The sequence below is a fragment of the [Clostridium] celerecrescens 18A genome (assembly GCF_002797975.1).
GTDB lineage: Bacteria > Bacillota > Clostridia > Lachnospirales > Lachnospiraceae > Lacrimispora > Lacrimispora celerecrescens.
On record NZ_PGET01000001.1, the window covers coordinates 1,059,896 to 1,084,358 of the forward strand.

At 45.4% G+C, this 24,463-nt stretch carries 23 protein-coding genes; 19 read left to right on the forward strand and 4 right to left on the reverse strand.

Annotated features, from left to right (window positions below):
* Nucleotides 1–83 precede the first annotated feature (83 nt).
* Both H171_RS04960 and H171_RS04965 read left to right on the forward strand, forming a co-directional pair.
* Nucleotides 84–1,628 carry a metallophosphoesterase gene (locus H171_RS04960; RefSeq protein WP_100304157.1) on the forward strand — a complete coding sequence of 515 codons (1,545 nt, stop codon included), beginning with the start codon at nt 84–86 and terminating at the stop codon, nt 1,626–1,628.
* Nucleotides 1,629–1,737: 109 nt separating this feature from the next.
* Nucleotides 1,738–2,592, forward strand: coding sequence for a MurR/RpiR family transcriptional regulator (locus H171_RS04965; RefSeq protein ID WP_100304158.1), 855 nt, complete (start codon nt 1,738–1,740; stop codon nt 2,590–2,592).
* A gap of 94 nt (nt 2,593–2,686) precedes the next feature.
* Here the strand turns inward: H171_RS04965 and H171_RS04970 are convergent, their stop codons facing one another.
* Nucleotides 2,687–3,115, reverse strand: a complete 429-nt coding sequence (locus H171_RS04970) for a PTS sugar transporter subunit IIA (RefSeq protein ID WP_100304159.1) — start codon at nt 3,113–3,115, stop codon at nt 2,687–2,689.
* Nucleotides 3,116–4,030: an N-acetylmuramic acid 6-phosphate etherase gene (gene murQ / locus H171_RS04975; protein ID WP_100304160.1), complete on the reverse strand. Its 915-nt coding sequence runs from the start codon at nt 4,028–4,030 to the stop codon at nt 3,116–3,118.
* Between the two features lie 164 nt (nt 4,031–4,194).
* On the opposite strand from murQ, the gene H171_RS04980 reads away from it, so the two are divergent.
* The 15 genes from H171_RS04980 to H171_RS05050 all read left to right on the forward strand — a co-directional run bounded on the left by H171_RS04980 (nt 4,195) and on the right by H171_RS05050 (nt 20,278).
* Nucleotides 4,195–5,028 carry a MurR/RpiR family transcriptional regulator gene (locus H171_RS04980; protein WP_100304161.1) on the forward strand — a complete coding sequence of 278 codons (834 nt, stop codon included), beginning with the start codon at nt 4,195–4,197 and terminating at the stop codon, nt 5,026–5,028.
* A 101-nt stretch (nt 5,029–5,129) separates the two neighbouring features.
* Complete coding sequence (locus H171_RS04985) at nt 5,130–5,594, forward strand: PTS system mannose/fructose/N-acetylgalactosamine-transporter subunit IIB (RefSeq protein WP_100304162.1); 465 nt, start codon at nt 5,130–5,132, stop codon at nt 5,592–5,594.
* A gap of 25 nt (nt 5,595–5,619) precedes the next feature.
* Nucleotides 5,620–7,203, forward strand: a complete 1,584-nt coding sequence (locus H171_RS04990; RefSeq protein ID WP_100304163.1) for a PTS system mannose/fructose/sorbose family transporter subunit IID — start codon at nt 5,620–5,622, stop codon at nt 7,201–7,203.
* The gene (locus tag H171_RS04995; protein WP_100304164.1) at nt 7,204–7,911 is read left to right on the forward strand and encodes an N-acetylmannosamine-6-phosphate 2-epimerase; all 708 of its coding nucleotides are present in this window, start codon (nt 7,204–7,206) and stop codon (nt 7,909–7,911) included. It begins immediately after the preceding gene.
* Between the two features lie 278 nt (nt 7,912–8,189).
* On the forward strand, nt 8,190–10,256 hold the full coding sequence (locus H171_RS05000; RefSeq protein WP_100304165.1) for a methyl-accepting chemotaxis protein: 2,067 nt from the start codon (nt 8,190–8,192) through the stop codon (nt 10,254–10,256).
* A 327-nt stretch (nt 10,257–10,583) separates the two neighbouring features.
* Nucleotides 10,584–11,501, forward strand: coding sequence for a 1-phosphofructokinase (pfkB, locus tag H171_RS05005; RefSeq protein ID WP_100304166.1), 918 nt, complete (start codon nt 10,584–10,586; stop codon nt 11,499–11,501).
* On the forward strand, nt 11,501–13,420 hold the full coding sequence (locus H171_RS05010; RefSeq protein WP_100304167.1) for a PTS fructose transporter subunit IIABC: 1,920 nt from the start codon (nt 11,501–11,503) through the stop codon (nt 13,418–13,420). Before pfkB ends, H171_RS05010 begins: the two co-directional genes overlap by 1 nt.
* A gap of 146 nt (nt 13,421–13,566) precedes the next feature.
* A complete protein-coding gene (locus H171_RS05015; protein ID WP_100304168.1) occupies nt 13,567–14,220 on the forward strand; it encodes an HAD family hydrolase in 654 nt (217 codons plus the stop codon).
* 32 nt (nt 14,221–14,252) lie between these two features.
* Nucleotides 14,253–15,320 carry an LCP family protein gene (locus H171_RS05020; protein WP_242976863.1) on the forward strand — a complete coding sequence of 356 codons (1,068 nt, stop codon included), beginning with the start codon at nt 14,253–14,255 and terminating at the stop codon, nt 15,318–15,320.
* Nucleotides 15,321–15,458: 138 nt separating this feature from the next.
* Nucleotides 15,459–16,448 (forward strand): metal ABC transporter substrate-binding protein, encoded by a 990-nt coding sequence (locus tag H171_RS05025; RefSeq protein ID WP_207655175.1) that lies wholly within the window; start codon nt 15,459–15,461, stop codon nt 16,446–16,448.
* A complete protein-coding gene (locus H171_RS05030) occupies nt 16,445–17,149 on the forward strand; it encodes a metal ABC transporter ATP-binding protein (RefSeq protein ID WP_100304170.1) in 705 nt (234 codons plus the stop codon). The genes H171_RS05025 and H171_RS05030 overlap by 4 nt, the downstream gene beginning before the upstream one ends.
* A gap of 2 nt (nt 17,150–17,151) precedes the next feature.
* Complete coding sequence (locus tag H171_RS05035) at nt 17,152–18,015, forward strand: metal ABC transporter permease (protein WP_100304171.1); 864 nt, start codon at nt 17,152–17,154, stop codon at nt 18,013–18,015.
* Between the two features lie 7 nt (nt 18,016–18,022).
* A complete protein-coding gene (locus H171_RS05040) occupies nt 18,023–19,384 on the forward strand; it encodes a TrkH family potassium uptake protein (RefSeq protein ID WP_100304172.1) in 1,362 nt (453 codons plus the stop codon).
* 18 nt (nt 19,385–19,402) lie between these two features.
* Nucleotides 19,403–20,056, forward strand: coding sequence for a potassium channel family protein (locus H171_RS05045; RefSeq protein WP_100304173.1), 654 nt, complete (start codon nt 19,403–19,405; stop codon nt 20,054–20,056).
* Between the two features lie 21 nt (nt 20,057–20,077).
* Entirely contained in the window at nt 20,078–20,278 is a 201-nt protein-coding gene (locus tag H171_RS05050) for a FeoB-associated Cys-rich membrane protein (RefSeq protein ID WP_100304174.1), read from the forward strand.
* 64 nt (nt 20,279–20,342) lie between these two features.
* On the opposite strand, the gene H171_RS05055 is transcribed toward H171_RS05050, so the two are convergent.
* Nucleotides 20,343–21,368 carry a PTS transporter subunit IIC gene (locus H171_RS05055; protein WP_100304175.1) on the reverse strand — a complete coding sequence of 342 codons (1,026 nt, stop codon included), beginning with the start codon at nt 21,366–21,368 and terminating at the stop codon, nt 20,343–20,345.
* Between the two features lie 247 nt (nt 21,369–21,615).
* Between H171_RS05055 and H171_RS05060 the strand changes: the two genes are divergently transcribed.
* Together H171_RS05060 and H171_RS05065 are read left to right on the forward strand one after the other, a co-directional pair.
* On the forward strand, nt 21,616–22,890 hold the full coding sequence (locus H171_RS05060) for a CobW family GTP-binding protein (RefSeq protein ID WP_100304176.1): 1,275 nt from the start codon (nt 21,616–21,618) through the stop codon (nt 22,888–22,890).
* A 68-nt stretch (nt 22,891–22,958) separates the two neighbouring features.
* Nucleotides 22,959–23,912 carry a TIGR03943 family putative permease subunit gene (locus H171_RS05065; protein WP_242976865.1) on the forward strand — a complete coding sequence of 318 codons (954 nt, stop codon included), beginning with the start codon at nt 22,959–22,961 and terminating at the stop codon, nt 23,910–23,912.
* 115 nt (nt 23,913–24,027) lie between these two features.
* Here the strand turns inward: H171_RS05065 and H171_RS05070 are convergent, their stop codons facing one another.
* Complete coding sequence (locus H171_RS05070) at nt 24,028–24,279, reverse strand: VOC family protein (RefSeq protein WP_100304177.1); 252 nt, start codon at nt 24,277–24,279, stop codon at nt 24,028–24,030.
* Nucleotides 24,280–24,463 lie beyond the last annotated feature (184 nt).

The window sequence follows — 24,463 nt, forward strand, 5'->3', positions numbered from 1 at the left end:
ACAGTTGCCGTATTTGTGAAAGCATGATATGATTCCATAGGATAAAATTGACAGGAAGTGGAAAGGGATCTTTGTGTAACCACATGAACAAAAGAAAAAAGAACTGGCTCCTGGTCCTGATTTATTCAATCATGATTCTTCTTTGCTTTGGCATTGTCATGGTTGTGGATCATCTGGATACCTCTGACAGTAACAGGAGGGAAACGTCCGGAAGTCCTTATGAGGAAAGCTCAGATAAATCAGGACAGGAGGAAAGTACAGAAATAAAAGACCATATAAATCCTGATCCAGAGATAAGTGGTGATATGACGATGCCGGAAACCAGCAAAGAGATCAGGAAAAAGCAGTCGGCTAAGCCGCCTGTGATAGAAGAAGAGGAAGAGCCGGAGGAATATAAACCTCCTGTAATCGTAGTCGCCTCTGATGTCCATTATTATTCTCCGGATCTGACAGATTATGGGGAAGCATTTGAGGAGATGGAAAAAGGTGACGATGGAAAGCTGGTCCATTATATTCCTCAGCTCATGGACGCATTTACGGCTGAAATGGAGGAACTAAAGCCATCTGCTGTGATTTTAAGCGGAGATCTTACTCTTAATGGGGAAAAGGCAGGCCATGAGGCGCTGGCTCAGAAACTTGAGATACTGGAAGAAAAGGGCGTAAAGGTGCTTGTCATACCTGGAAACCATGATATCAACAATTATTTTTCAGCCTCCTATTTCGGCAAGGAGAAAGAGGTGGCGGAAATCGTGGATCCTGAAGGATTTTATAACATTTACCGCCGCTTTGGATATGACCAGGCAAGGAGCCGGGATGAGGATTCCTTAAGCTATGTTTATGAGCTGGATGAAAAAAACTGGCTTTTAATGCTTGACTCCGCCCAATATGAACCCCTTAACAAGGTTGGGGGAAGAATCAAAGAAGAAACCCTTAAGTGGATGAAGGAACAGCTTGAAGAGGCAAAGGATCTGGGGATAACCGTGATACCGGTGGCTCATCATAACCTGTTAAAGGAAAGTATACTATATCCAACCGACTGCACCCTGGAAAACAGCCAGAATGTGATAGAGCTATTGGAATCTTACCGGATTCCTCTTTACATAAGCGGTCATCTGCACTTACAAAGGACAAAGAAGCATAAGCCGGAACCGGGGGAAAGTGAAGATGCATACCACATCAGTGAGGTGGTGGCGGACTCCTTCGCTATCTCTCCCTGCAGATACGGCATTCTTAAATGGACGGAGGATGGAAGGCTGGTTTATACCACCAGGGAAACGGATGTGGAACGCTGGGCAAAAGGAGCGGGGATCTCCGATGAAAACCTTTTAAAATTTAAGGAATACGGTACGAAATTTCTTATTGATGTAATCAGCAGCCAGGTTTCCGGCAAAATCAAAAACCTGCCGGAGGAGCAGGTGGAAAAGATGGCAGGATTATATGGGGATATTAATAAAGCCTACTGTGAAGGGATTCCTGTTAATGCAAAGGAGATACGGTCAGAGGAAGCCTTCCGTCTATGGCAGAGGAATCTGCCTGACAGCAGGATGTTTGCTGAAATCGGCATGATTCTTAAGGATACAGGTAACGATCACAATACCTGGGAGTATGATCTTCAGAAAAAGGAGTGAAACAGAAGGGTAAAGCAGAGGACGCCTCTTTACAATTAATTTCATATCGTGATATAATTATGAAATAATATTACACAAAATATTGCACAAAGTTTGAGGTGGATTGTTTATGCAGGAAAATATTAGCGTATCCGGTGTTCTCTGCTCATCCTATGATTCGTTTTTTGAAGCGGAAAAAAAGATTGCGGATTATATTCTGGCACATAAAAGTGAAATAATCGATTTGACAGTAGCGGAACTGGCTCTGGCAAGCGGAACAAGCGATGCCACTGTATCCAGATTCTGCAGAAGGTGCGGATTTAACGGTTTTCATCACTTAAAGATCAATCTGGCAAAAGAGGTGGCAGAGGAAAGAGGAAATTCCATTGAAGTTTCTAATGACATCAGCCGGGACAGCATTGCTCAGTCCCTTCAGAATATATTGGCCAATAAGGTAGCGGAACTGACCCAGACCATATCCATGATGGATCCGGAAGAGTTAGAACGGATTTTGTCTGTGATAGAACATGCCAGAACCGTGCAGCTGGTTGCCGTGGGAAATACCATACCGGTTGCTCTTGATGGCTCCTTTAAATTCAATCAACTGGGAATTCCGGCCGTATCCGGTACCATTTGGGAGACACAGATGGCTTATACCTGCAATCTTAAGGAAGAGGATGCGATCATCATCATATCCAATTCTGGCTTTTCCAAGCGCTTAATGACTCTGGTAGCAGTTGCAAAGGAAAACCATACGCCAACCATTGCCATTACGAATAATTCGTCCTCCCCTCTTGGACATGCCTGTGATTATCACATTACGACAGCCACCAGAGAAAAGCTTCTTCTAGGAGAATTCTGTTTTTCCAGAGTGTCGGCTACGACAGTGATTGAAATATTGTATCTGTTTTTGTCTGTCAGCAAAAAAGATTCCCATGACCGTATCAGGCGTCATGAAATCGCTATTTCCGATGATAAAAAATAATCAGAAAGGGATATCGCCATGATAAGAAATCATAGAGATTTCATGTCAGGGCGATATCCCCTTTTTGTTTCTATTAGTTTTTCAGTACCTTCTGTCAGAACCCAATTGAGGAATCGTCTGCCTCCTGCTTACCGTACATCATCTCATCTACATCTATAAAGGTAGAGGCTGCATTCTGCATTAATGTGGAAGCCAGATCTCCAATGGGTACGAACTGGCGGCTGATTAAGGCTTCAATAAGCAGTGGAAGATTGATGCCTGTCAAATGACGAAAACTATATTCCTGGGATAACGCCATAATGGTGTTTGCTGGAGTTCCGGAGGAGACATCGGTGAGGATCAGCAGATCGGGGCCTCTTAAGCTCTCAATTGACCTGCGGATTTCAGTCTTTAAATCGTCTGGGCTTTGGGAAGGGGCAAGCCCCACTGCGGCTACCTGGGACTGGGGACCCAGGATCATTTCCGCTGTTTCTAACATCGCTTTGGAGTAGGTACCATGTGATACAAGTAAAAAAGCTGTCATTTAGCACACCTCCCTGCTGTTGTAGGTGTTAATGGCAGCTGAAAGATTTTCCCCGGCGGCAGTCAGGTATTGCCAGGCTTTGTCCGCATCCAGATCGGAAAGCCCCATGAAGACCGCCAGCTTTACCCTGTGGCCTGAGGCCGCAAGAAGTGCATCCGCCTTCTCGTCCCCGCAGTTAAGACATTCTTTAATGATATTTTTTGCGCGGACTACTAGCTTTTCATTGGTTGGCTGCACGTCCACCATAAGATTCTGGTATACTTTTCCCATTTGGATCATAACGGAAGTTGAGATCATATTTAAGATCATTTTCTGGGCGGTTCCCGCCTTCATTCTGGTAGAGCCTGTCACTGCCTCAGGGCCTGTCACTACCTCCACAGCAGTCTTAGCATGCTGGGATAGCCGTGCGTTAGACAGGCAGGAGACAGCGCCTGTGTAGGCACCGATGGAATCCGCATAGTCCAGCGCACCGATCACATAGGGAGTCCGGCCGCTGGCAGCCAGTCCTACCACCACATCCCGTGATTTGAGACCGCAGCGGATTAAGTCCTCCTTTCCGGCCTCCGCGTTGTCCTCCGCTCCCTCGCTGGATTTACGCAGTGCCCTGTCTCCTCCTGCGATGATCCCCTGCACCAGATCCGGGGTAACGCCGTAGGTGGGTGGACACTCGGAGGCATCTAACACACCCAGCCGTCCGGAGGTACCTGCGCCTACATAGTACAGGCGGCCGCCCTCTGACAGGCGCCTGCAGATTTCATCCACCAGTTGGGTGAGGGCCGGCAGGCATTTTTCCACCGCCATGGCGACACCGGCGTCCTCACGGTTGATAGCGGTGAGCATTTCAAAAGTAGACATGGAATCAATGGACTGTGTATTGGGATTTCTTTGCTCTGTTTCTAAGGCTATTAAATTCATATAATTCCCCTCCGTATGTTTTGATAATTTTATTATAAGGTTTTGAAATTAAAAATCAAATATTTGAGCTTATTCTGAAACTTTGTTTTACTTCCTGAAATTTTTGTGCCATAATGTGAACAAATACAGCAAAACAGACAAGAGAATTAGCAAGGAGGTTCGTTATGAGTGTTTTAATTAAATTAAGAGACTACAGAAATCTGCCGGAGGCGGAGAACCAGGTCAGGGAATACATTCTGAAATATCCGAAAAAAGTCCTGGAATTTACGGTGTATGATCTGGCAAAAGAATCCTTCACATCACCGGCCACCGTGATCCGTCTTTGTAAAAAGATTGATATTAAAGGCTTTGCGCGGCTGAAGGTGCTGCTGGCAGAGGAGACCAAGTATTTTCAGGATATGAAGCTGAACCTGTTGGACACTACCACCATAGAAAAGAACGACACACCGCATGCAATTATAGAGAAGATCACCAACATTTCCATCAAAACCATAGAGGAGACCAGGGTGCTGGTCAATGAGAAACAGTTTATGGAAGTGGTGAAGCTGCTGCAGAAAGCTACGGTCATTGATTTCTATGGCGAGGGCGCCTCCAACATGGTGGCGGTGGATGGCCAGTTCAAGTTTATGCGCATTGGGAAAATTGTAAATACCTACCAGCTTTATGACCGGCAGTATGTCCAGGCTGTGAATTCCGATGCCACACATGTGGGAATCATCATTTCCTATTCCGGCGAGACTAAGAGAATGATCCAGATCGCCGGTATTCTTCAAAAGAATGGAACCCCAGTGGTGGCGGTAACTTCCAGCAGCGAGAATTCCTTAAACCGGATTGCGGATCACAATTTGTTTGTGACAGCCAAAGAGACGGTGTTTCGAAGCGGAGCCATGGCATCCAGGACTGCGCAGCTTTACATTATCGACATTTTATATGCGCTGTACTGTTCGCTGGATTATGATGAGAGCATCCAGAAAATCCAGCAAACACGCATTGAGTAATTCCTTGTTTCACAAGTTGAAATAAAGTTTCGCTTTATCGTATAAATATTGACATTTACTTTCAGGTCTGATAGTTTGAGGTTAAGAAAGGAGGCGGATTTATGATTACCATAGCTAGAATTGATGAGCGTCTGATACACGGCCAGGTGGCCTACGCATGGACTGTGGCCTACAAAAGTGAGGCGATCATGGTGATTGACAATGAGATCGCAAAGGATAAATTCCAGATATCCCTGCTTCAGATGGCCTGCCCAGCCGGCGTGAAGTGTTTTATCTGTGATGAGGAGAAGGCGGTGGAGCTTTTAAACAAGTATGAGAAAAGGAAGATTTTTGTGGTCGTAAAGCATCCGGCCACGCTGCTTTCCATTTGCGGGAAGGGGATTGATTTAAAGGCAGTCAATGTGGGCGGGCTTTACTTCAAGGATGGCAGGAGGCAGTTGTCCAAGACGGTCTATGTGGACAAGGAGATGGAAGACATTTTCAGGAAATTGAACAGCCGGGGAGTAAGGCTTGAGAACAGGACAACTCCAACAGATGCGGAGGAAGATTTGATGAGGTTGATGTGATTTTAGACTAAGGAGGGTGTTTCTTATGAATACAGTTCAGGTGCTGTTATTAAGTGTATTTATTGCTGTCTTGATTTTAGAGAATTATGGATATGGCTACTGGATGATCTCCAGGCCGATTTTTGCCGGGCCGCTGATCGGACTTCTGTTGGGGGATTTGAAGACTGGTCTTTTGGTTGGCGGAAGCGTGGAACTGATGTACATGGGCGTGATTCCTGTGGGGGGAAGCGTTCCTCCCAACGCCCAGATCGCAGGTATCCTTTCAACGGTGTTTGCCATTTTAAACGGCGGCAATGCGGAGGTGGGAATCGCACTGGCCTTGCCCATCGGCCTGATGGCTCAGCTGCTGATCATGTTCGCATGGAATTTAAACATTGTTTTGATACACAGTGCGGATAAATACGTACAGACCGGCGACCACAAGATGGTGGACCGTATGCATCTGTGCGGTCTGGTAGTGTTTTTCTTCGTTTTCTTTATTCCCACGTTTCTGGCAATCCAGTTCGGCAGTGAATTTGTGAATAGCGTGGTGGCAGCCATGCCTCCGGTGCTGACGGATGGTTTAAAGATTGCTTCCGGAATTCTTCCCGCAGTAGGAATGGCGATGCTGTTGAAGATGATGAATTTTAAAAAGTACTGGTCCTTCTTCGCCCTGGGGTTTGTGTTCTCCATCTACCTGGGATTAAACGTGCTGGCCATCTCCATCATTGCCCTTGCGTTGGTATTTGCAATATATACCATGCGGAATAAGGAAATAGACGACGATGACGGCTTTGGAGATGAGGAGGCGGATTCTGGCACCGCCGAGGGCATGCTGGGCAGGAAGGAGTTGAAAAAGGTATTCTGGCGTTCTTTCTTCTTCATGACTACCATCAATTATGAACGGTATTGTTCCCTGGGTTTCTGCTATGCCATGATCCCGGCGCTGAAAGTTTTATACCCGAAACAGGCGGATTTACAGGAAGCCATGCAGCGGCACAATGAGTTTTTCAACTGCCATCCATACACCGGCAACGCGGTTCTGGGCGTATCCCTTGCACTGGAGGAGCAGCGGGCGGTGGGCAAATTGATTTCTGCCGAAGCCATTTCCTCTACCAAAGCTGCTCTCATGGGGCCGTTATCCAGCATTGGAGATTCTGTGTTTAAAGCTACATTTATGACTATTTTTGCGGCAATCGGCGCTGCCCTTGCCTTGGATGGAAATGTGGCGGGTCCGTTCCTGTTCCTCATTCCCAATGTGCTTCTCAATGTGTGTTCCAGATGGCTGTTCATCAAGTACGGCTATGAACTGGGGACAAACCTGGTAGTGAAAATGAAAAGCAGCGATATCATTGATAAATTTGTGGAGGGAGCTACCATTGTAGGAATGATGGTGGTAGGAGCCATGATCGTGGGCTTTGTGAATGTGAAGATTGGCTGCGTTTGGGTTATCGGCGGGAAAGAGATCATTCTGCAGGATATCATCAACTCCCTGATGCCAAGCCTGTTGCCGCTGCTTCTGGTGCTGGCCTATTATTGGATTTTGATAAAACGTAAAAAAGGAATGTACATCTGCATTATTGCAAGCTTTGTATTAGGAATTGCAGGAAAGGTGGTTGGACTCTTCTAAATGAACCAGTCAAGTAAAAATACATTGAAACAATTAAAACACAAATTGATTGTATCCTGTCAGGCGAGGGTCGGCTGGCCCATGTACGGGCCTGAGATTATGGCTGCTTTCGCGGCTGCGGCCAAGCAGGGCGGTGCTGCCGGAATCCGTGCCACAGGTGTGGACAACATTAGAAAAATCAAAGAGCGGGTTGATCTTCCGATTATCGGTATCAACAAACAATTCTTGGATAATTATAATGTGTACATCACCCCTACTTATGAAAGCGCCAGGGAGATTCTGGAGGTGGGAATCGAGATCATTGCCCTGGATGCTACTCCAAGGAAAAGGCCTGGAGGGGAAACTGCGGAGGGAATTTTGAAGAAAATTCGTGCGGAATATCCGAATGTACTGGTGATGGGTGAGATTTCCACACTGGATGAGGCAAAAGCAATTATTCCTCATGGCTTTGACATTATATCCACCACACTTTCAGGATACACTGAGGAAAGCCAGGAAGTGAATAGCGTGAACTTAGAATTAATCCGCCAGATACATAAGATTACTGATATACCGATTATCGCGGAAGGGAAGATCATACGCGAAGAGGAAGCCGTGGAAGCCATGAACGCTGGTGCCCACGCAGTAGTTGTAGGTACCTCCATAACCAGGCCTGAGATCATCACTGAAAGATATGTAAAAGCCATGAAGGACGCAATGGAGATATAACTTCCCATTACAGCTATCAACACACATTTAAGGCTATAGCCAATCATCGGCTATAGCCTTATTATGTGTTTTCGCCAGTATATACAAGATAGCAAAGAACATCTATGAATTATAAATAGGATATTATATTTCAAGAAAAGATGAAACTGAAAATCTTATAAATATACTCATTTATGTCGATATAATACACAAGAAGCTGGAAAAGGAAGGGATAAAGAGAGAATATATGCAGAAGATTTTACAATTACCTGAGAAAAAAATTTAAAGGAGATGTTAAGATGAAAGAAGGAAAATTACTATGGAAAAACAGACTTTCAGTAAAGATTCCAATTACAATGGCTATTATAATCTTAATTGTCATTGTAGCAATGTGCTCCTGTTTAAGTTTGTTAGCAGGTACTACCGTTACCAGAATGACGGAGAAGGAGCTGAACTATATTGCAGATGAAAATGCAAAAGAAGTGCAGTCGTATTTAGACAGTATGCTTGTATTTTCCCAGGCGTTATCCTTAGAGGTGCAGAGATATCAGGTACTTAGCAAGGATGAAGCAGACAAAATGCTGAAAGATTCTTTACAGGGGGTATTAAATAATAACAAGATATTTTCCGCATATTATGCGTTTGAACCAAACAAATATATGCCGAATACACCCAACGGACTTTCTTATTATGCATTCCGTGACGGCTCTGGTGTCGGTCTTGATGTTTTGAATGATTTTGGTACATATGGAAATGAAGATTACTATTTACCTGCAAAGAACAATTTATCTGTTCATGTAACAGAACCGTACGAGTACCAGCTTTCTACAGGTGAAAAAGTCTGGCTGATCACATTGAGCAGCCCTATTGTAAATAAAAACGGTGAATTTTTAGGGGTTGCAAATTGCGACATCGACATGTCAAGTATTGCAGGGCTGGATTATGCAGACGGAGGATATAAAACTTCCTATAGTTATATTGTAACAAACACTGGGACCTGTCTGGCTCACACAATAGACAAAGGAATTGTTGGCAGCATTCCTCAGTCTGTTTCAGATTATGAGGCGATTCGGAAAGCAGTAGCAAGCGGAAATTCGGTAACAGATAAAATTAAGAATTCTTTTTCTCAGGGAAAATCTGCATTGGCTATTCATAAAGCACTTCATGTAGATGGGACTGATGTGAACTGGTCGAGTGCTTTTGTAGTGAATGAAAGCGAGGCAATGAACTCAGTAACAAAGATGACCTTCGCACTAGCGGGCATTGGTATGACTGGTTTAATCATACTGATCTTGGTCAGTGTTATGGCGCTGAAGAAAGGTCTTGCTCCAGTGGATTCAGTCATGGGTCTGGCAGAAAAGATGAGAAACGGTGATCTTTCCCACGGCAATGAGAACATGAATTATAAAAATGATGAATTAGGATTGTTAGCTAAGATATTTACGGAAACTTCGGAAGTCTTGGGCGGTTATATCAATGAAATATCAGAGGTACTTGAACATGTAGCTTCTGGCAATCTGGTTATTTCAATTGACAGGGACTTTATGGGAGATTTTAATAAAATAAAGATTGACTTAAGCCGTATATTAAATTCTCTAAATAGTACGTTCAACGAAATGAGGGTAGCTGCTGAACAGGTGGCATCCGGTGCCGGACAGTTTTCTGACAGTTCTCAGTCATTGAGTCAGGGGGCAATCGAACAGGCAAGCTCAGTAGAAGAACTTTCCGCAAAAATCATGGAAATTACCAATCAGGTTAAGGAAAGCGCAATGTACGCGAATAATGCGAATGAAAAGGCTGAGGCTGTAGGAACAGAACTGGAAAATAGCAATAAACAGATGAAAGAACTTCTAAAAGCCATGAATGATATCACTGTAACTTCAAGCCAGATTGGAATTATTATAAAGACGATAGAAGATATTGCATTCCAGACTAATATACTGGCTCTTAATGCGGCTGTTGAAGCAGCCAGAGCCGGAGAAGCAGGAAAAGGATTTGCAGTTGTTGCAGATGAGGTGAGAAATCTTGCATCAAAGAGTGCAGAGGCAGCAAAGAATACGACCGGATTAATTGAAAGTTCCCTTCATTCCGTAGAAGAAGGTGGTAAATTTGCTGAGATTACAGCGACTTCACTTGGAAAGGTTGTGGCAGGCGCCAAAGAAATTATTTCGGATATCGCTGAAATTTCTGAGAAATCAAAAGTGCAGTCCTCTTCTTTAGAAGAAGTTACCGCAGGCATTGATCAGATTTCAAATGTAGTTCAGAACAATGCAGCTATCGCTGAGGAAAGCGCAGCGACCAGTCAGGAATTATCAGCACAGGCTCAGATGCTGAAAGAACAGATTGCAAGATTTAGGATTAAATAAAAGCACATGAAACTACAGGTTTGCACAAAGTCAGGATGACTGTGCAAACCTGTTTTTTATTCGATAGCTTTTATAAAGAGTAATTTCTATAATAAACAATGCTGAAATTGCAGATATTATGAGATAAACATTCTGGAATATTAATAAGTGAATTGGTATAAAAGGACGGCTTTTTTCTTACAGACCTCATAGAAAAATTGTGCAAGTTCCTGAAAAAATACAAGAAAAAATATTTCTTGAAGAAACATATTGACGAAATAAATCAATCGTAGTATATTGTAAAAGAGGGAAGAAATAAAATTTTATATATAAAAGGAGAGGTGACATATGATTTACACCGTAACATTTAATCCGGCATTGGATTATGTCGTAAGGGTAGATCACTTTGCACTGGGAGAAGTCAATAGAACGGAGCAGGAAAGCATCTATTATGGGGGAAAAGGACTCAATGTATCTGCGGTTTTATCGACTTTGGGGTATGAAAATACCGCACTGGGCTTTGTGGCAGGGTTTACCGGAGATGAAATTGAACGGGGAGTGAAAGGACTGGGATTTCGGTCGGATTTTATCCGCGTTGAAAAGGGGTTGTCCAGAATCAATGTGAAGCTTAAATCCCGGGAAGAAACAGAAATTAACGGCATGGGCCCTGAGATCACCGGAGAAGACGTAAAAAAGCTTTATGAAAAGCTGGACCGTCTGACTGCAGGGGATGTGCTGGTTTTGTCTGGCAGCATTCCTAAATCCATTGCCGATGACATCTATGAGCGGATCATGGAGTCTTTAGACGGAAGGGGAGTCCGTATCGTGGTGGATGCTACAAAGGATCTGCTTATTAATGTACTTCCTTATCATCCATTCCTTATTAAGCCCAATAATCATGAGCTGGGGGAAATGTTTGGCGTTACCCTCCATGGCCCGGAAGAGATCATTGCTTACGGAAGACGTCTTCAGGAAAAAGGTGCCAGAAATGTACTGATTTCCATGGCAGGAGACGGAGCGATCCTGATTACGGAAGAAGAGGATGTGTTCCGGATGGGAGTGCCTAAGGGAACGGTGAAGAACTCCGTGGGAGCAGGAGATTCCATGGTGGCTGGATTTATTGCAGGTTACTTAGAAAACGGCAGCTTTCAGCATGCCCTGCGTCTGGGAAGCGCAGCGGGAAGTGCCAGTGCCTTTTCAGAGGGGCTTGCAGGCAGAGAAGATATTATGAGATTGTATGAGGAATTATCAAAGGAGGGGTTTTGATGAAAATTTCAGATTTGTTAAAAAAGGAAAGCATTGAACTGGGAGTAAAGGTTACCAGCAAGGAAAAAGCCATTGACAGGCTTGTTGGCTTAATGGAAGCTGGAGGAAGGCTTAAGGATAAGGCTGGATATAAGGAAGGGATTATGGCAAGGGAAGCCCTGGGAAGTACGGCGGTTGGTGACGGAATCGCCATTCCCCATGCAAAGGTGGCAGCGGTAAAGGAACCGGGCCTTTCTGCGATCGTAGTGCCGGAAGGTGTGGATTATGAGGCTTTTGACGGTTCTCTTGCTCATTTGATTTTCATGATCGCAGCACCTGAGGGAGAGGCGGATGTTCACTTAGAGGCGCTATCCAGGCTTTCCACTCTTCTTATGGATCCGGATTTTAAGAGCGATTTAACAAAGGCTCAATCAAAGGAAGAATTTTTACAGCTCATTGACGATAAAGAGTCAGAACGGTATCAGAAGAAGGAAGTAAAAGAGGAACCGGCTGAAAAGGTTCCCAGCGGATATCAGGTTTTGGCAGTGACAGCATGTCCCACTGGAATTGCCCATACCTTTATGGCCGCAGAGAATTTAGAGCAGCAGGGGAAGAAGCTTGGGATTCCCCTTAAGGCGGAAACCAACGGAGCAGAAGGAGTAGGCAATGCCCTGACAAAGGCTGAGATTGCCGCAGCAGATGGAATCATCATAGCAGCGGATAAGAAGGTGGATATGGCCCGCTTTGACGGAAAGCGGGTGGTCGTGGCCACTGTAACAGAAGGTATTCAAAAGGGAGAAGAGCTGGTCAAACGGGCAGTCAGCCCGGAAACTCCTGTTTACCATCATTCCGGTTCTGCTGCCTCATCAGAAAGCGGAGACCAGGAGAATGTCGGCCGCTCCATCTATAAACATTTGATGAACGGCGTTTCCCACATGCTTCCTTTCGTGATCGGCGGAGGTATTTTGATCGCCCTGGCGTTCCTGTTTGATGATTATTCCATTGATCCTTCTAATTTTGGAAAGAACACACCTCTGGCTGCTTATTTAAAAACCATTGGGGAACAGGCCTTTGGAATGATGCTTCCGGTTCTGGCAGGATATATTGCCATGAGCATTGCAGACCGCCCCGGTCTGGCAGTGGGATTTGTCGGCGGGCTTATTGCTAAAATGGGTGCTACGTTTGCAAACCCGGCTGGAGGAAGTGTAAACTCAGGCTTCCTTGGAGCCTTGTTAGCCGGTTTCATCGGCGGATACATTGTAATCATGCTTAAAAAAGCGTTTGGCAAGCTTCCAAAGTCCCTGGAAGGAATCAAACCTGTTCTTTTATATCCTTTAATCGGCATTTTCCTTGTGGCCGTGGTAACAACCTTTATCAATCCCTTTGTAGGTGCTATTAATGATGGACTTACGGGCCTTTTAAATGGTATGGGCGGCACCAGCAAGATCATCCTTGGGGTTGTCGTAGGAGGCATGATGTCCGTAGATATGGGAGGTCCTGTGAATAAGGCTGCTTATGTGTTTGGTACGGCTCAGCTGGCAGAAGGCAATTTTGATATTATGGCGGCTGTTATGGCTGGCGGTATGGTTCCGCCAATTGCCGTTGCTCTCTGCACCACATTTTTTAAAAAGAAATTCACGGAGAAGGAGCGTCAGTCTGGCGTGGTCAACTATATTATGGGATTATCCTTTATTTCTGAGGGAGCCATTCCCTTTGCGGCCGCTGATCCCATCCGTGTAATTCCTTCCTGTATCGTCGGTTCTGCAGTAGCAGGCGGCCTTTCCATGGCTCTTGGCTGTACCCTTCGGGCACCTCATGGTGGGATATTCGTCCTTCCAACCATTGGAAATCCCTTTGGATACCTGTTAGCCATTGTCATAGGCTCTGTTGCAGGCTGTCTCGTAATGGCGGCATTAAAGAAGAATCTGGAAACAGAGTAAGTTGTTTAAAGCGTCCCGGCATAACGGCTGGGGCGCTTTATGCTTAGCAGTGAAGATCTGGTTGGGGTGGATTTTTAGATGATTATGTTCTATAATTTAGAGAAGCAGGATAGAATCGCCCTAAAGAGAACAGGAAGGAGAACAATATGTACCAATGCTGTATATTTGATCTGGACGGAACCATTATCAACACCATTCATTCCCTGGCTTACAGTATAAGCCTGACCATGGAGCATTTTGGCTATGGATCGATCGATGAGGTTCACACCAAAAAGTTTGTAGGGGATGGATTTAAAAAGCTGGTGGAACGGGCCCTTATTTATTCGGGAGATGATAAGCTGGCCCATTATGAGGAAGCCCTTGCATTTTATGAGGAGACCTTTGAGAAAAACTGCCTTTACAAGGTGGAGCCATACGAAGGAATGACAGAGTTTCTGACATTTCTTAAGGATAAAGGAATCAAGATCGGGGTTCTGACCAACAAAGGCCATGAACGGGCCGTTGAATGCGTGGAAGCCGTTTACGGCAAAGGTTTTTTTGATTTGATTACCGGGGAGGGAAATGGGGTCAAATGCAAGCCTGATCCGTCAGGAGCCTTCATGACAGCAGAGTATTTTGGTGCAAAGCCTTCGGAATGCCTTTATTTTGGAGACACCAATACCGATATGAGGACAGGTATCAATGCTGGAATGGATACGGCAGCCGTAACCTGGGGGTTTCGTGAACGGGCGGAACTGGAAGCATTTCATCCCAGGTACATTATAAATCATCCCAATGAGATCAAATATGTTTTTGAATAAAATTTCAAAATAAAGGGAAATTAAGGAGAGATATGAATGAGTATCTCTTCTTTTTATTTGACAATATGGGAGGAACCATGACGAAACACTTAAAATGGGGTTTGATTATGATAGCGGCTGTCTGGGCCGCCTTAATTGGGACAATGCTTGGATATGCCTGGAACATCATGCATATGCCCAAAGTTCCCAAGCTGCAGATGCCTCAGCTTCAAAATACGAATATAAGCATAGAGACCCAGGAAAAGATGGAGGGCTACTGGACGGTAGTGGTGTTTGGCGTGGATTCCAGGGAAGGGACCCTGGATAAAGGGACCCGGTCGGATATGCAGATGATCCTTAATGTAGATCTTGGAACAGGAGAAATACGAATTGTTTCAATCTACCGGGACACCTATTTACGGATAGATGAGAAGGAACGCTATGATAAGATCAATGAGGCTTATTTTAAGGGAGGACCGAAACAGGCCATAGAGGCTCTAAAGGATAATCTGGATCTGACCATTGACGATTACGCATCATTTAGCTGGAAGGCCGTTGCTGATGCCATCAATCTTCTGGGAGGGATCGATGTGGATATCAGCCATGAGGAATTCCGGGTGATCAACGGCTTTATTACGGAAACTGTGGAGTCAACAGGCGTAGGCTCCTATCACTTAAAAGAGGAAGGCCCTAACCATTTAGATGGGGTCCAGGCAGTTGCCTATGCTAGGCTCAGGAAGATGGATACGGATTTTAAGCGGACGGAACGTCAGAGAGAGGTGGTTGACTTAGCGCTTAAAAAGGCCAGGGAAGCGGATGCGGCAACCTTAAGCAAGGTAGCAGCTGCCGTGCTTCCCCAGATATCCACCAGCGTTGGAATGAAGGATCTGCTCCCTCTAATGAAAAATATAAAAAGGTTTCACATGACTGAAACGGAGGGATTTCCATCAAAGCTTAAGGATGTTATGATCGGTAAAAGAGACTGTGTTGTCCCTGTGACCCTGGAATCAAACGTAAAAAGGCTTCATCAGTTCCTGTTTGATGAAGAAAACTATGAACCCTCAGAGACGGTAAAAGAGATTAGCAGACAGATCGAGCTCCGGATAAAAAACAAGAAATAATAGGTGTTTGGCCTGTAGAGACAGGAGGAGATTTTTCTTCTTATGCCTTTTACAGGCCTTTTCCTGTTTTAATAAAAAACTGTCCTTTTCCTTCTGAATAAAATGTGCTATACTATGCAGATGGAATCAGATAGGAGAATGAAAATGAATATAAAAAGCTTAAAAAAACTCCTGTTTTTATGCCTTGCCATTCCTTGTGCAGCCGTAGCATTATTGGGCTGCAGCAGAAATGAAAGGCTCTCATATACGGGAGAATCTAAGCTCAAGGTTGTGACGACCCTGTTTCCATATTATGACTTTACAAGACAGGTGGCCGGTGATAAGGTGGAACTGACCATGGTGGTTCCGGCAGGAATGGACAGCCACTCCTTTGAGCCAACTCCCGCAGATGTGCAGGTCATCCGGGAGGCAGATGTTTTAATATGCAACGGCGGAGCCTTAGAACACTGGCTTTCCCAGGTTCTCAATGCGGTTGATTCCGGTTCCATGACGGTTGTTACGGGAATGGATCAGGTGAATGCAGTACAGGAAGAACTGGTGGAAGGGATGGAAGAGGAAGAACACCACGATGACGATGACGGCCATGACGGCGATATAGAATATGATGAGCATATTTGGACCTCTCCTGTGAATGCCATGATTCTGGTGGAGTCGATCCGGGATACCCTTTCTGAAAAAGATCCGGAGAACCGGAGTTATTATGAGGAGAGAGCAAAGTCATACCTTGAAAAGCTTAAAAAACTTGACGATGAATTCCGTAAGGTGGCAGAAAATAAAAAGCGGGATATGATCGTTGTAGGAGATAAATTTCCGTTCCGTTATCTGGCGGATGAATACGGACTGTCTTATCGGGCAGCGTTTTCCGGCTGCAGCACGGATACGGAACCAAGCGCCAGAACCATTGCATATCTCATTGACAAAATGCGTTTGGAACAGATTCCGGTGATTTATTACCTGGAGCTTTCCAGTCACCGGGTGTCTGAGATCATTGCAGAGGAGACAGGGGCAGAACCCCTTTTGCTTCATTCCTGCCACAATGTTTCAAGAAGAGAGTTTGACAGCGGTGTCACCTATCTTGACCTTATGGCGCAGAATGTGATTAATTTAAAAAGAGGATTGGATGAATGAACCCATTAATACAATGCAGTCATGTGGATTTTGGATATGAGAACCAGGATGCTGTAGTGGATGTGACTATGGACGTTAATCCGGGGGAGTATGTCTGCATCGTGGGAGAGAACGGCTCCGGAAAAAGCACTTTGATGAAGGGACTTTTAGGGCTGTTAAAGCCAACAGACGGCGTCATATCCGTGTCCGATGAATTGAAAAAGAGCGGGATCGGCTATCTGCCTCAGCAGACTGCGGCTCAAAGGGATTTTCCGGCAACGGTCCGTGAGGTGGTCATATCCGGCTGTTTAAGCCGCAGAGGGAGCCTGCCCTTTTATTCCGGAAAGGAAAAAAAGCTTGCAGTTAAAAACATGGAGCGGTTAGGAATTATGGGCATTGCCGGTAAATGCTACCGTGAATTATCAGGAGGCCAGCAGCAGAGAACCCTGATTGCAAGAGCTCTTTGTGCTACGGATAAGCTTCTGATCATGGATGAACCTATTACAGGTCTGGATCCCTCTGCCATTGCGGAATTCTATGAAATCATCCGCAGATTGAACCGTGAGGAAGGGGTTGCCATTCTGATGGTATCCCATGATGTCGCCAATGTTGTAAAAGAGGCGGATAAGATCCTTCATTTGAAACGGGAGGTCCTGTTCTACGGGACGACAAAGGACTATTTAAAAAGCAATGCCGGATATATTTATACAGGAGGTGCGTGAAGATGGGAATGATGAGTGAAATGCTGTCCTATCCGTTTTTGGTACGGGCCTTGGCAGGAGGAATCCTGGTTTCTTTATGTGCTTCTCTTTTAGGCGTCAGCCTGGTATTAAAACGGTATTCCATGATTGGTGACGGACTGTCTCATGTCTCCTTTGGAGCCTTGTCCTTTGCAGTGGCTTTTGGCTGGTCCCCGTTAAAGATATCGGTTCCGGTGGTGGTGATTGCTGCTTTTTTCCTGCTGCGCATCAGGTCGAACGGAAAGATGAAAAGTGACGCTGCCATTGCCATGATATCCGCCGTCGCACTGGCGGCGGGCATTATCGTCACCTCTATGACGACCGGAATGACTACGGATGTAAGCAGCTATATGTTTGGAAGCATACTGGCTATGAGCAAGGAGGATGTCCGCTTAAGTGTGATTTTATCCTTTTTTGTGCTGGGGCTGTTTCTGATTTGCTATAACAAAATTTTTGCGGTGACCTTTGACGAAAGCTTTGCAAGGGCAACGGGAGTGAATGTATCCTGGTACAATGTTTTGATTGCGGTACTGACCGCTGTCACCATCGTTCTGGGTATGAGGATGATGGGTGCCATGCTGATCTCCAGCCTCATCATTTTCCCTTCCCTTACCTCTATGCGGGTGTTTAAAAGCTTCCGTGGAGTGGTGATATCTTCCGGAATATTATCAGTCGTTTGTTTTGTGATCGGCATGATGGCATCGTACCGTTATTCTACCCCGGCGGGAGCCAGCGTGGTGATGGTGAATCTAGCGGCATTTCTGGTTTTCTCAGCTGCAGACTATGGAGTGAGAATGAGCCGGGCCGATAAAAAAGCGGGACAAGGTACCGCAGGAAAAGAGGAATGACAGTGAAATGAACGTGGAAGAAAAAAGATTAAAGCGTGTCAGACGGCACGTGAGCCAGACACAGTTTATTGCTTATGGATTTTTTTGTCTGATCTTAACAGGAGCGCTGCTTTTGATGCTTCCGATTTCCAGCAGGGATGGTCAGTCTGAAGATTTTTTAAGCTGTCTGTTTACTGCGACCAGCGCTTCCTGCGTGACGGGGCTGATCGTCAGGGATACCTGGACCCAGTGGTCTTTGTTTGGACAGATGGTGATAATTACAATGATACAGATCGGGGGCCTTGGGTTTGTTACGGTGGGCGTGTTTATCTCCATCGTGCTCAGGCGGAAGATAGGCTTAAAAGAGAGAGGGCTTTTGCAGGAAAGCGTTAATACGTTGCAGATCGGCGGAGTTGTAAGGCTGGCCAAAGGGATTATAAAAGGAACCTTTCTCATTGAAGGAACAGGAGCTGTTCTTCTTGCCCTCCGTTTTGTTCCTGAATACGGGTTCTGGAGGGGAACGTTTTATGGCATTTTCCATGCCATATCAGCCTTCTGCAATGCAGGATTTGATTTAATGGGAAATCAGAAGCCCTTTAATTCCTTAGTTTCCTATTACGATGACTGGCTGGTGAATCTGGTCATCATGTCTTTAATCATCATAGGCGGCATCGGTTTTATCGTATGGGAAGATATCTATAAGAATAAGCTTAACTTTAAAAAATATATGCTGCATACCAAAATGGTTTTGGTGAGTACAACAGTTCTGGTTTTTGGAGGAGGATTCCTTTTCTATCTGCTGGAACGGAACAATCTTTTGGTGGGGATGAATGCAAGCGGACAGATTTTAACCTCCATGTTCAGTTCCGTAACAGCCAGAACAGCCGGTTTTAATACCACTGATACAGCATCATTGACCGACGGGAGTAAGCTCCTTACCATAATCCTCATGTTTATCGGAGGAAGCCCAGGATCAACAGCTGGAGGAATTAAGACGACTACAATCTTTGTCCTTCTTATGTGTGTACATTCCAACATCAAGCAGACCTATGGGGTCAATATTTTTGGAAGGCGTCTGGAAGAGAGTGTCATCAAGCGCGCAGGCGCTATTTTGACCATCAACCTGTTTTTGGCTCTTTCTGCTTCCCTGGCAATTATGGCAATTCAGCCTTTGGGATTTTCGGACATACTGTTTGAAACGGCATCAGCCATCGGAACGGTAGGTATGACCACAGGTATCACAAGGGATCTTTACTCTGTATCAAAGGTGATCATTATTATCCTCATGTACAGCGGTAGGATCGGAAGCTTGTCCTTTGCCCTGGCATTTGCTCAAAGTCATCGCAAGGCTCATGTGGAACAAGTAGCAGAAACCATCAATGTGGGTTAAAGGAAAGGGAGTAAAATCATGAAATCAGTATTAATTATTGGACTTGGCCGGTTTGGCCATCATCTGTGTCTTAATTTGGCGAGGCTCGGAAATGATGTTATGATCGTGGATCAGAAGGAAGAGTGCCTGGAAGACTTACTTCCATATGTAACCAGTGCTAAGATTGGTGACTGTACCAATGAAACGGTATTAAAAAGCTTGGGAATCGCTAATTTCGATCTGTGTTTTGTATGCATCGGAACGAATTTCCAGAGCAGTCTTGAGATCACCAGTCTGGTCAAGGAACTGGGAGGCAGAAGAGTGATCAGTAAGGCAAACCGTGATATTCATGCCAAATTCCTGCTGAGAAACGGAGCGGATGAAGTTATTTATCCAGACCGGGACATTGCAGAAAAGCTGGCTGTCCGTTACAGCACGGATCATGTGTTTGATTATATTGAGCTGACCCCGGAGTACTCGATCTACGAGATTCCTCCTCTTCCGGAATGGGTGCATAAATCCATAAGGGAAGCGGATATCAGAAACAGGTATCACATCAGTGTCCTGGGAATTAAGCGGGAGGGCAGGGCCCAGCTCATGCCGCCGGCGGACTATGTGATCCAGGCTCAGGAGCATTTGATGGTGATTGGCAAAAGAGAGCATATTGAGCATATACTAAAGGAACTAAAGTAGAGAAGCAATAGGAGGTCTGTTATGCCTGCATGGTTAGCTTCAAATGGTTCGACGGTTTTAGTGGCCCTTGTCCTATTGGTGCTGGTGTGTATTTCAGTCAGACAATTCATAAAAAATAAGGGAAAAGGCGGCTGTGGACATTGCAGTGGGGGCTGCAGCCATTGCAGCGGAGGCTGCGGTCATTGCGCCTTTGGAAATGCAGATGATGAACAGAAGGAATGAGAAAGAGTAAAAAGCAGAAGGAGGAAGCCTGATTATATGCGGCATCCTCCTTTCTGTTTTTTCATTATTTTAAATCAAGTGTTAGGTCTCCAAATTTAATCCAGCCGATTTTTCTAAGTATTTCACCGAACAAAAGGGTGAGAACGGCAGGCAGGAGGAAGCAGACCATGAGGATTCCAAGCCACATAAAGGTCCCGCCTTTCATTGCCGTATAGATACCGATGGGACCTACCAGCCCGCAGGTGCCCATGCCGGAGCCCGCCGGAATGTTTTTTAGCTGGAATACCATGGTGGCGATGGGGCCGGTTATCATAGAAGCAAGGGTGGGGGCGATCCAGACCTTTGGATTCTGCACAATGTTTCCCATTTGCAGCATGCTGGTGCCAAGGCCCTGAGCCATAAGGCCGCCTACCCCGTTTTCCCGGAAGGAAAGGACGGCAAAGCCGATCATCTGCGCACAACAGCCGGCTGTGGCAGCTCCCCCTGCCAGGCCGTCAAGAGATAAGGCGATACAGATGGCAGCGCTGCTGATGGGCAGGGTGAGGGCGATGCCGATCAGGGCGGATACCAGGATTCCCATAAAAAATGGCTGTAATTCAGTAGATGTTTTCACAAGAATGCCAAACCAGTTCATAAAGCCAGCTACGCCCGGTCCCACGGATTGTGCAATGAGAACTCCGGAGATGATGGTCACTCCGGGGGTGACCAGAATGTCCAGCCTCGTTTCCTTTGAAACGATCTTTCCCAGTTCCGTGGCAACCACCGTTGCAGCGAGAGCGCCCACAGGCCCGCCAAGAGCATTGCCGGCTATTCCAACGGTTGCTGCGGAAAAAAGGACTAAAGCAGGGGCGTGGAGGGCATAGGCGATGGCAACTCCAAGGGCCGCGCCGGTAGCGCTTTTCGCGTAATCCGCGATCACGTTGAAAATAGTGAGATTAAATTGCTGGCCCAGAGTACCGAATATGGTTCCGATCAAAAGAGACGCAAAAAGGCCAAATGCCATAGCACCTAATGCATCAATGAGATAGGTCTGGACAGTAATTGTGACGTTTTTCCTTTTCAGGAACTCTTTTACGCCGCATTTTTCCATATTAAAAATCTCCTTTAAATAGTTTGGTGCACACATTTGACCATTGTCAAAGCAGTTGTCATGTATTCTACCATAAAATGATCGAATTACAAGGTTTTTTGAAGAATTTCCTCAAAACTGATAATTTTTTAACAATATCTGCAGGAAAAACCCATGGCCCTCTGCTTGACTTTGCCAAAGGTTTGTGACACAATAAATAAATGTAATTTCATGCATAACCCTGGAAAGAAAAGAGGTACGTTTAGATATGACAAAAATTGATATTATATCCGGTTTCCTTGGAGCTGGAAAAACAACTTTTATTAAGAAGCTGCTGCAGGAAGCCATAGCCGGAGAGCAGGTTGTCCTGATTGAAAATGAATTTGGTGAGATCGGTATTGACGGAGGATTTTTAAAGGATGCGGGGGTTGAGATCCGGGAGATGAATTCCGGCTGTATCTGCTGCTCTCTGGTAGGTGATTTTGGTAAATCCCTTGAGGAGGTGCTGACAAAGTACCATCCGGACCGTGTGATTATTGAGCCGTCAGGCGTTGGAAAATTATCTGATGTGATGAAAGCGGTTATTGACGTTGCTTCTGAGGTGGAGGTAATCTTAAACAGTGCGGTCACCATCGTGGATGCACAGAAATGCAGGATGTATAGAAAAAATTTCGGAGAGTTTTTCAATAACCAGATCGAAAATGCAGGAACTATCGTATTAAGCCGTACCGATATTGCTCCTGCCGACAAAGTGGATCAGGCACTCCAGATCATCCGGGAGCTGAATCCAAAGGCGTCTGTAGTGACGACTTCCTGTGATGAATTGAGCGGAAAACAGCTTCTTGAAATTATAGAAAAACCGGATACCATGGCAGAGGATTTGTTGAAAGAGGTGAAAGAGCACCGTCATCATCATGAGGAGTCAGAATGCGGCTGCGGAGGCCACCATCATGACCATGAGGAGTCAGAATGCGGCTGCGGAGGCCATCATCATGACCATGAGGAGTCAGAATGCGGCTGCGGAGGCCACCATCATGACCACGGGGAGTCAGAATGCGGCTGCGGAGGCCACCATCATGACCATGAGGAGTCAGAATGCGGCTGCGGAGGCCACCATCATGACCATGAGGAGTCAGAATGCGGCTGCGGAGGCCACCATCATGACCATGAGGAGTCAGAATGCGGTTGCGGAGGTCATCATCATGACCACCACCATGAGCATGGTGAGGATTGCGGCTGCGGCCATGATCATGACCATCATGCAGATGAAGTATTCAACAGCTGGGGCCTTGAAAATGTAGCACCTATGAGCAAAGAAGAGCTGGACAAGATTCTTGATGAACTGGCTTACGGAGATAGTTATGGAGATGTACTTCGTGCCAAAGGAATGATTCCAGGTGAGGAAAAAGGTACATGGCTTTACTTTGATCTGGTGCCGGAGCAATACGAGATCCGAAACGGAGCGCCGGAATATACCGGTAAGGTATGCGTGATCGGAGCGAATTTAAAGGAAGAGGAACTTAAGAAATCCTTTTTAAGATAGCAGAACGGAGGGAACCCCTTACAGGGATACCTATATGCCCAGAGAACAAGGGCAGGAAAGAGGGAACCATGAGCAACACAGATGAAATGGAAGACGACTTTATGCCGGTATTCCTCATAAATGGATTTTTGGAAGCTGGAAAAACCCAGTTCCTTCAGTTCACCATGGAGCAGGATTATTTTCAATCTGACGAGAAGACGCTGCTGATTGTTTGTGAAGACGGTGAAACTGAATATGACCAGGCCCTGTTAAAGCGCACCAGGACAGCAGGCGTGTTTATAGAAAGCATAGAAGAACTGAACCCTGAAAGGCTTTTGGAGCTGGAACTGCTTTATAATCCGGAACGGGTTTTGATCGAGTGGAATGGAATGTGGAATCTGGATGAGCTAAAGCTTCCCGATGATTGGAGAATCTATCAGCAGATCACCCTGATCGATATGTCCACATTTGAATTGTATTCTGCCAATATGAAACCTTTGCTGTATTCCATGGTCCGTAATTCAGAGATGGTCATTTGCAACCGCTGCGACGGAATCGAAGATTTATCCGGCTACCGGCGGACTCTAAAGGCCATGTGCCCCAAGGGAGAGATCGTATTTGAAGATTCTGAGGGAGAGGTCAATGAGATCCCGGAGGAAGATCTGCCTTATGATATGGGGGCAGACGTGGTGAGTATTTCACCGGAAGCCTATGGGATCTGGTATCTTGATTGTATGGAAAGACGGGACCGTTATGAAGGAAAGACTGTGGAATTTACCGCTATGGTCTTGAAAACTCCAGATTTCCCGAAAAATTATTTTGTACCAGGACGTATGGCAATGACCTGCTGCGAGGATGATATGACCTTTTTAGGATTTGTCACCAAGGCAAGGGAAGCCAGAGAACTGGAAACGAAACAATGGGTCCGCGTCAAAGCAAAGATTGCATATGAGTTCTGGAGAGATTATGATGGAGAGGGCCCCGTATTATATGCGGAGTCTGTGGTTCCGGCTCAGCCAATTAAGGGATTTGTACAGTTTTAGGAAAGCAACCGGGAATATCAACAATTGTTTCCCATGATATAATCTGGACTGAAAGAAGGCCGCCCTGCTGAAAGAAAATTAGCAGGGCAGCCTTTTTATACGTGCAATGAGACATTTAAACAAATAAACACCACCTGATGCCGTATTTGTCAATAAAATCTGTCATCAGAGGACTGAATTGGCATGGCGCTTCTGAGTTTCTTTCTGCAACAGCCAGTATTTCTCCCTGAATGTCAAGCTCGGCATGATAATATGTTCCGTCGCTATTTGGATAACTGCTGATAAGAGCAGCATCAAAAGCCTTTTGATAAAGAGCCACAGCTTCATCACTTCTTGTAACATATGCCTGCATCATTGACCTTTTCATAAAAACCTTCCTGCGCATGATTCCTGTTGTGTACGTGATCCGATTACTGCAGTCTTCCGCATAAATAAAAGTTGTCGTTCTCTGTTTCCAGTTTTTAATATAACACAGGCATGCTGCCTTTACAATTATTTTTCTTCATGGATAATCGGCATAAGGCAGAAAAAAGCCGTAGAACTTTAAACGT